This is a genomic window from Parvibaculum sp. (genome assembly GCF_035511255.1).
GTDB lineage: Bacteria > Pseudomonadota > Alphaproteobacteria > Parvibaculales > Parvibaculaceae > Parvibaculum.
Genome location: NZ_DATKFR010000136.1, coordinates 1 through 6,514, shown reverse-complemented (window position 1 = coordinate 6,514; position 6,514 = coordinate 1). Strand labels below are relative to the sequence as shown.

Sequence of the window (6,514 nt, the reverse complement as noted above, 5' to 3'; positions counted from 1 at the left end):
TGGTTGAACTCGGCATCGACAAATTTCGCGAGTAAAGGCAATGCCCCTCATCTACATGATCCGACATGGCCGCGCGGCGGCGGGGTGGGATGCCGATATGGATCCGGGTCTCGACGATCTCGGCCGTTCGCAGTCCGAGGCAGTCGCGCGCGAGATCGAGAGCCGGGTCGGCGCGAGGCTGCCATTGATTTCGTCGCCGCTTCGCCGTTGCCGCGAGACGTCTGAGCCGCTGGCGAAAAGCTGGTCGGCCGACGTTCGCATCGACGAGCGCGTGGGCGAAATCCCCTCTCCGACGCACGACCTGAAGGCGCGCGGCGAATGGCTGCGCGCTTTCATGGCGGGAAGCTGGACGGGAGTCGAGCCGCAAGGTGGCGTCGACTTTCTCGCCTGGCGCAAGGGCGTCGGGGAGGCGCTGACGGCGCTCAAGGGGGATACGGTGATCTTCAGCCATTTCGTCGCGATCAACGTCGCGGCAGGGCTTGCGACCGGCGACGAGCGGGTCATCCTTTTCAAGCCCGACAATTGTTCGGTCACGGTCTTCGAGACGCATGGCTCTTCGCTCGCGCTGGTCCAAAAAGGCCGTGAGGCGGAAACGAAGGTGAACTGATTTTCATTCCGCAATACGGAATTGTGCGAACTGTCTCTTGTTGCCTCCATCGCGGGTCTATTTAATGTAGGCCATTAGAGAAGAAGCGGGAGGATAAAATGAGCCACAAGCATCCGTCGGGTGAAGCGTTCGGCGGCGTCATCGGCCGCACAGTCTATGAATCGACGCCCTGGTGGCCGGAATCGAAGCTGAAGCCGGGATCGCCCAACGTGGTGATGGTCGTGCTCGACGATACCGGCTTCTCGCATTTCGGCTGCTACGGCTCGACACTCAAGACGCCGAATATCGACGCGCTGGCCGAGAAGGGCGCGCGCTTCACAAGCTTCCACACGACGGCGCTCTGCTCGCCGACGCGAGCCTGCCTTCTCACCGGCCGCAACCATCATGCGGTCGGGATGCGCGGCATTTCGAACTTCGACACCGGCTTTCCGAACATGCGCGGCGCGATCCCGAGGAGCGCCGCGACGCTGGCCGAAATCCTGCGCGACCAGGGCTATGCGACCTTCGCCGCCGGCAAGTGGCATCTCGCGCCGATGTCGGAATGCTCCGCAGCCGGACCTTTCACCAACTGGCCGCTGCAGAAGGGCTTCGACCGCTATTACGGCTTCCTGCAGGGCGAGACCGATCAGTTTCACCCGGAATTGACGCATGACAATCATTTCGTCGATGTGCCGAAGAGCGTGGAGGAGGGCTATCACTTCTCCGAGGACGTCGTCGACAAGTCGACCGGCATGGTCCGCGACCTGACGTCGCTCGTACCCGAGAAGCCGTTCTTCCTCTATCTCGCCTTCGGCGCCATGCATGCGCCGCATCAGGCGCCGCAGAGCTATCTCGACAAGTATCGCGGCAAGTTCGACGCCGGCTGGGACGTCATGCGCGAGGAGTGGTTCGAGCGGCAGAAGGCGATGGGCATCGTTCCGCCCGGGACGAAACTCGCGCCGCGCAATCCGGGTGTCAGGCCCTGGGCGGAGCTTTCCGCCAACGAGAAGGCCTTCGCCGCACGACTGCAGGAAGCTTTCGCCGCGATGCTCGAACATACCGACGCGCAGATCGGCCGGCTGGTCGAATTCCTGAAGGGCATCGGCCAATGGGAGAACACGCTCTTCATGGTGCTCTCCGACAATGGCGCGAGCCAGGAGGGCGGGCCGACCGGCGTGCTCGACGAGATGAAGTGGTTCAACGGCATGCGCGAGGATGTCGACGCGGCGGTGGAGCGCCTCGACGATATCGGCGGGCCGAACAGCCATAGCAACATTCCCTGGGGCTGGGCGCAGGTCGGCAACACGCCGCTCAAATGGTACAAGCAGAATACGCATGGCGGCGGCGTCCGCGATCCGCTGGTCATGCATTTTCCGAAGGGCCTCGAAGCGCCGGGCGCCATCCGTCCGCAGTTCTGCCATGCGATCGACATCACGCCGACGATCCTCGACGTGATCGGCATTCCCTCGCCGGAGGTCGTGGCTGGCGTGCCGCAGATGCCGGTGCATGGCGTCAGCCTGAAGCCGGCGCTTGCCGATCCCAAGGCTCAGATCGCGCGAGGGGCCCAGATGTTCGAGATGCTCGGTCATCGCGGCATCTGGAAGGACGGCTGGAAGGCCGTCACGCATCACGAGAACGGCACGCCCTTCGATGAAGACAAGTGGGAGCTCTACAGGCTCAGCGAGGATTTCTCGGAGCATGACGATCTCGCGGAGAAGGAGCCCGCGCGCCTGAAGGAGATGGTCGATCTCTGGTGGAGCGAGGCGGAGCGCCACGGCGCGCTGCCGCTCGACGATCGCGGCGCTTTCGCGCTCTTCGCCGCGTCGCGCCGTCCGGGCATGCCGACCTCGCGCGGGCGTTTCGTCTATCATCCGCCGGTTTCGCACATCGTCAGCGACGCCTGCCCGCCGGTCGCGCGCGGCTGGAAGACGGCGGTGGAGATAGACCATCCGACAAAAGGCGGCGACGGCGCGCTCGTCGCGCGGGGCAGCATCAACAGTGGCTTCGTTCTCTACATCAAGAACGGCAAGCCGCATTTCGACTACAACTGCTTCCACGAGCATACGCTCGTCGCGAGCGAGGTTGCGCTGGCGCCGGGGCGCCGCAAAGTCGAGCTGCTGGTGGCGCGCCGTCCGGATGGCGGCGGCGACGCGACGCTGTTCGTCGACGGTGCAGAAGTCGCGAAGGGCAATATTCCGAAGCTGCTCTTCCTGATCTCGAGCCTCGGCATGGATATCGGCCGCAGCATGGCGCCGGTGAACGACGACTACGCGGAACCCTTCGCCTATCCGGGAAAGATCCACGCCGTCACCTTCGACATCCCCTCGCTCGAGCAGATGAAGGCCGAAGTGACCGCGATCACGCGCGCCGCGGAAGCTCAGCAGTAAAGACGGCCGGCAGGCTGGAACAAACGGGGCACAAAAGGAGCGTTCTTGCGCCGAGTTCGACGGAGGAATGTCGCCGATGATGTATACTGACGATTTTGTTGACAATGGTTATGGGTAAGTAAAGGCTTGCATTGTTTAGTCGGAGTAACGATTCGATTTTTAGCGAGGCAACAAAAGCAATAGCAATGAACAGCGCGCGCTCGAATTACCTTGCCTGGAAGCTTAAGAAGCTTGATGTCGGTTGTTTATTTGCTCGCCAAATTGCGAATCGGCCTCAAGACTACGGCCAGACGATCGAGTGCGTCGCCGCGAGCAGCACTCCGGCGCGTATAGCGTCGAGTATTGACCAGCGGATTACTCGTCTATTGGGTTCTCCGAAGACCGTCGCTGCCGCTTTGCTATTTCCGTCGATCAAAGGCCTAGAGCAACTTGCCGCCGGGTTAGTTGCCCTGCGCGAGAAGGCGGATTGGAATCTGACTTTTACCGAAATGAACCATCCAATTGGGGATCTTGTCGCTGTCGGAATTACCCGCACGTTGCCGATGGGCAAAGGCACCGTGCCATCAGAGGGGCTGGTCCTTGGGCCATTTGTGGAGTTTCCACCGACCCGTCGAGCGCCAGTTGCTGCTTTTGAAATATTCGTTGGCCCTCCTCTATTGCATGACCCCAAGACGAAGAAGCCGACCACCAAGGCCAACCTCGCTCACATCGATATGAGGCTTCCGGGCGATTCAGCTCAGAAAATGTGGGATCGGTCGATCGCAGGTCGGTTGAAATCATTGGGTGGAAGGGAGGATGCTAGGGCGAAAGCGAAGGTGGCGTTTGTAATGCCGGCGTCCATGGCTAAAAAACTAGGGGTTTGCCCGTGACGCGCGTTCTCATCATCGGCCATTCTGATGCAGATGGGCACCTCATCGCAGAGCAAACGCGGCGTAACCTCAGTTTAGTTCCAACACTCAACGTCGAAGTGCTTGTTGACCCCCATCGTACGCAGGGGCACCAGGTATGGCGCCAACTTGAGTTGATGCCGGAGATCGATGGTGCCGATTTAGTATTCTTTGTCGACTTGATGTTCAGCCCCTCGAGTTTTGTCGCTGAAAGCGAAGCGCTGGTAGCGTTCGCTCAAGAGCGGCAAGAATCACGTTTTTTTATAGTTGATCATCATCCGCTGCCAATTGCCCGCCTTGCAGAGGCCAAGAATATCCGTGCCGTATATCGTCCCGACGTGTTCGAGTGCGTTTTTGGTCCGAGGTCGGGAATGATGGTGCTAGCGGCGATTTGTGAACATCAAAGACCTCTAGTGGAGAGCATTCGACAGCCATACCATGATATCCTAGCACAAGGACTAAGACGGGCGGCGGCGCCCGGCGGAGAACTTGGTGGAGAGGCTTTGCTGGGGCTGCTAAGACATGATCGCTGGGACGCGATATATGCTATCGGAGCCGATGATGTCTCTTATCACAGACTCGTTCGTGGAAGACGTGTTTCAAACCAACCAAGATCGAAAGTGTTGGTGACGGTGGAGCGACTTGCGAGAAGTATTCCGCATTCTTTATCTAGCCAAAACCAAAACAAGTCGGAACCAACCGGCCGCAACACGAGGAGCACAGCCATGCCATATGATGTAGGGGTGGAGAGATTTGTTAAAGATAGCCATGACACAGCAACATATCGAAACGCGCCCGTTCTGACGCAGGATCTTGAAGCGCTGGTTACATTGTTAGAGGTTGCGGCGTTGTCATTGACCGATAGTCCCGAAACCGCATTTACAGTTGAACGCTTGCTTGAAGAGGCTCGCGATTTAGGCGGAGAGGGTATCGAAATAGATGAGCGGGCTGCAAAAATTATCCTTCAGAAGGCGTCCTTTTTAGAAATGCACTCGGGGAAAATGCGTCTTAGGTAGACAGAATAGAGAGTGCATTTGCTTGCAGCCGCAAGCGTCGTGGCATCACCTTGGTTCCTGCTACGTCAGCGAGCGCGGTGGCGACAAGATGTCTTTATGACGTGTGACCATTTGCGGTCAAAATGAAGAGCGCGCGCCCTCGTGGCGTGCGCTCTTCGCGTTTGCTGCTAGGCTGACGCTTCAATGCTGGCGTCGGCTGTCCGCATTTTCAATATCGCTGCCACAAGACTGCAACGGACCTGCGCTAGGCTTCGAGACATTGACCTATTCCGGGGGGCTTTTCTTCAACGCCTGACAGTATGGAGGTCACGATGGCTGAACGAGCAGTACGGCGCTCGGCGCGCAATGAGCGTCACGAAATCAACGACGAGGTCGAGAATTTCCAGGACGCTGTTACGTCCCTGTGGGGCTCGACGTATCCGGTCGGGCAATTTTCCGATTTCCTGATCGGCTGGAACGAGAAGACGGCGGCACATCTCAGGGCGACCCGCTCGCTGGCGAGTGCCGTCAATGCGCTGGCGCAGCGGCAGGGCAAGCTGATGCTCGAACTTGCCCAGTCGATCGAGATGGAAGCGCCGACGGACGGACGCAGCCGCAGCGCCTCGATGAAGTTCCGCTCCGACAAGGTCGATCATGTGTTCGACGAGACGGCGGACATCCTGCGCGAGGCGAACCAGCTCATGTCCGAAGCGCAGGTGAGCGCGCTCAACCTGCTGAAGCCGATGATGACCGCAAAGGGCAACCCGCGGCTGGTTACCTCGATCGAGGAAACGGAAGCCGCCTGAGCGCCGTTTCCGGCAGGCGTCCTTCCGGGCCTGCGGCGCGTGACGCGAAGATATTTGCCACATTGGCGACTCAAGGCGAGCCGTTATAGTGGCGCGCATGTTCGATACACGTCACGCGCTTCTCACCGTCGATGAAATGGCGCGCTTCGATCGGTTGACGATCGAGCGCGGCAAAGCCGGCATCGTCCTTATGGAAAACGCAGGCCGTCTGGTTGCGGAGGCTGCCGCTGCGCGTTTCCCACGCGGCAACGTCTCGGTCTTATGCGGTCCCGGTAATAATGGCGGGGATGGCTTCATCGCGGCGCGGTTGCTGCGCGACTGGGGTTGGAGCGTCACACTCTTCCTGATGGGCGAACGGGAAAGGCTGAGCGGCGATGCCGCCGAGGCCGCGCATCGCTGGGCCGGGCCGATCCATCCGTTGACCGCCGACGCCGCGGCGGGTGCTCTCTTTGTTGTCGACGGGATATTCGGGGCGGGATTGTCGCGCGATGTGAACGGCGTTGCGGGGGAACTGATCCGGCGTGTCAACGAGGCGAAGCTGCCGGTCGTCGCGATCGACGTGCCGACCGGGCTCGACGGCGATACGGGCGAGGTGCGCGGCGTCGCCTTTCAGGCGAAGGTCACCGTCACCTTTTTCCGCAAGAAGCCGGGACATGTGCTTTTTCCGGGCCGGATGCTCTGCGGCGAACTCGTCGTCGGCGACATCGGAACTGCGGACGGCGTGCTCGACGAGATCAAGCCGACGATTCTCGAGAACGCGCCCGATGTCTGGCGGGAGGCGTTTCCAAGCCTGCGTGTCGACGGCCACAAATATTCGCGCGGGCATTCGGTCGTCGTTTCGGGCGGTCCATCG

General features: G+C 60.3%; 6 protein-coding genes. All 6 read left to right on the top strand.

The genetic code is table 11. The annotated features are described in order from the left end of the window. Positions 1–40: 40 nt before the first annotated feature. The gene (locus tag VMR03_RS04570) at positions 41–607 is read left to right on the top strand and encodes a histidine phosphatase family protein (RefSeq protein ID WP_325402722.1); all 567 of its coding nucleotides are present in this window, start codon (positions 41–43) and stop codon (positions 605–607) included. Positions 608–705: 98 nt separating this feature from the next. Then, positions 706–2,973 (top strand): arylsulfatase, encoded by a 2,268-nt coding sequence (locus VMR03_RS04565; RefSeq protein WP_325402720.1) that lies wholly within the window; start codon positions 706–708, stop codon positions 2,971–2,973. A 185-nt stretch (positions 2,974–3,158) separates the two neighbouring features. Beyond that, positions 3,159–3,842 carry a hypothetical protein gene (locus VMR03_RS04560; protein ID WP_325402718.1) on the top strand — a complete coding sequence of 228 codons (684 nt, stop codon included), beginning with the start codon at positions 3,159–3,161 and terminating at the stop codon, positions 3,840–3,842. After that, positions 3,839–4,876, top strand: coding sequence for a hypothetical protein (locus tag VMR03_RS04555; RefSeq protein ID WP_325402716.1), 1,038 nt, complete (start codon positions 3,839–3,841; stop codon positions 4,874–4,876). Before VMR03_RS04560 ends, VMR03_RS04555 begins: the two co-directional genes overlap by 4 nt. A 311-nt stretch (positions 4,877–5,187) precedes the next feature. Beyond that, complete coding sequence (locus tag VMR03_RS04550) at positions 5,188–5,661, top strand: hypothetical protein (protein ID WP_325402714.1); 474 nt, start codon at positions 5,188–5,190, stop codon at positions 5,659–5,661. Between the two features lie 97 nt (positions 5,662–5,758). Next, on the top strand, positions 5,759–6,514 hold a 756-nt coding region (locus tag VMR03_RS04545; RefSeq protein ID WP_325402712.1), incomplete at its 3' end, for an NAD(P)H-hydrate epimerase.